Source organism: Dactylosporangium sp. NPDC049525 (genome assembly GCF_040676755.1).
Taxonomy (GTDB): Bacteria; Actinomycetota; Actinomycetes; order Mycobacteriales; family Micromonosporaceae; genus Dactylosporangium.
The window spans coordinates 1-2,011 of the sequence record NZ_JBFAPO010000149.1 but is presented as its reverse complement, the minus strand read 5'-3'; the positions used below and the strand labels follow the sequence as shown (position 1 = coordinate 2,011).

General features: G+C 75.1%; 1 protein-coding gene and 1 pseudogene. One reads left to right on the top strand and one right to left on the bottom strand.

All coding sequences use genetic code 11. The features are described from left to right. The first annotated feature begins 97 nt into the window (after positions 1-97). The gene (locus AB0K00_RS57690; protein ID WP_363540207.1) at positions 98-1,084 is read left to right on the top strand and encodes a LacI family DNA-binding transcriptional regulator; all 987 of its coding nucleotides are present in this window, start codon (positions 98-100) and stop codon (positions 1,082-1,084) included. Between the two features lie 144 nt (positions 1,085-1,228). On the opposite strand, the pseudogene AB0K00_RS57685 reads toward AB0K00_RS57690, so the two are convergent. Next, a pseudogene (locus AB0K00_RS57685) lies at positions 1,229-2,011 on the bottom strand (hypothetical protein); the annotation flags it as partial.

Sequence of the window (2,011 nt, the reverse complement as noted above, 5' to 3'; positions counted from 1 at the left end):
GCCGACGGGGCCGGACCGCAGCCGGCGGGGGCCGGTCGCGCACACCGGCGGGGTCGCGCCCGACGCGGTGGCGGTGCCGCCGCCGCGCAAGGTCGGGATGCGTGACGTGGCCCGCCTGGCGGGGGTGTCGCACCAGACCGTGTCGCGGGTGCTCAACGACCTGCCGAACGTCAGCGACGGCACCCGCAGCCGGGTCCTGGACGCGGTGCGGATTCTCAACTACCGGCGCAACATGGCCGCGCGCACCCTCGTGACCAGCCGGTCCCGCACGATCGGCCTGATCGGCTTCGAGACCACCCTCGCCGGCCCCGCCTCGATGATCTACGGCATCGAGAAGGCGGCCCGCGAGGCGGGCTACTACGTCAGCATCGCCACCGTGCGATCACTGGACCGGCACGCCGTGCTCGACGCCGTCGAGCAGCTCTGCGCACAGGCCGTCGAGGGCATCATCGCGATCGCCCCGAAGAACTCCGTGGCGGACGCCCTCGCCCAGGCACCGCCGGGCACCCCCACCGTCGGGGTGGGCGGCGCCGACGACGGCGCCGTGCCGATGCTGCGCGTCGACAACGTCCGCGGCGCCTGCCTCGCCACCCGGCACCTGCTGGACCTCGGCCATCACACCGTCCACCACGTGCCAGGGCCGGCCGACTGGCCCGAGGGGCGCGACCGCATCGACGGCTGGCGGCAGACCCTGCACGCCGCCGGCGCCCCGGTCCCGCCGGTCGCCGCCGGCGACTGGTCCGCCCGCTCCGGCTACCTGCGCGGCCAGGTGCTCGCCGCCGACGCGGGCGTCACCGCCGTCTTCTGCGGCAACGACCACATCGCCCTGGGCGTCCTGCGCGCGTTCCACGAGGCCGGCCGTTCGGTCCCTGACGACGCCAGCATCGTCGGCTTCGACGACATGCCGGAATCCGGCTACTTCCTGCCCCCGCTCACCACCGTGCACCAGGACTTCGCCGAGCTCGGCCGGCGCAGCGTCGACCTGCTCGTCGCCCGCCTCGCCGGCGCACCCGTGCCGACTGCTCCGGTCCACCTCGCCCCGTCGCTGGTCGTACGCGCCAGCGCCGCCCGCAACCCCGCCTGACCCGCGGCGGCCCTCCTTGGGCGGGGTCGGTCAGTCCTGCCACCGGGACCAGGTCCGACCTCCCCGCAGCGTCGGGTCAGTCTCCCCGACAGGGTCGGGTCAGTCCTCCCAGCGGCGTCGGGTCAGTCTCCCCAGTGGGTCGGGTCAGTCCTCCCACACGACGGCGCGGTCGACGGCGTCCACCACCCGGCGCCAGTCCCGCACCAGGGGCGCGGCGTCGATCCCCCGCAGCCGGCGGCGGGCCGACCAGCCGGTGACGGACTGCCGCGACAGGCGCAGCGCGTCGTCCAGTTCGTCGATCGGTGAGCCGCCCGCGATCAGCCCGGACACGTCCTGCAGGTCGAACGCCTCGGCCAGCTCGGCGGCCAGATCGCGCCCCCGGACGAGCACGTCGGCCAGCCACTGCTGCGGCGGGTGCTGCAGGATGTACGGCACGATCTCCAGGTCGATCCGGTCCTCCTCGTCGGGGGCGAGGACGAGGTTGGTGAACCAGTCCTTCACCTCCGGCCAGCCCTCGATCCCGGCGATCACGTGGTCTTCCTGATCGAGATGGCGGGCGAGTCCCGCGGCGGAGCGGAACAGCAGCGGCCGGCCGTCCCGGTCGAGGAAGCAGACCTCCTCGGGCTCCTCGAAGCAGGCCCGGATGGTGAACCCCTGGCCCGCCGGCAGCGTGACGCGGATCGGATGGATCGGCGCGTCCTGCCACGGCCGGCCCGGCGTGACGATGCCCCGGACCGGTTGGACCAGCCACGCCCAGGGCGAGCCGCCGACTGCCTCGTCGTAGGCCTCGTCGTCGTCGAAGAACTCGTCGTCGGACGGGTCGACGACCTCCACCCGCTGGGCGGGCGCCGGCCGACGGGCCGCGGAGGGCGCCGCCGCGGCGGCACGGTCCGAGCGGGGCGCCGCAGCGGCACCATCCGAGCGCGG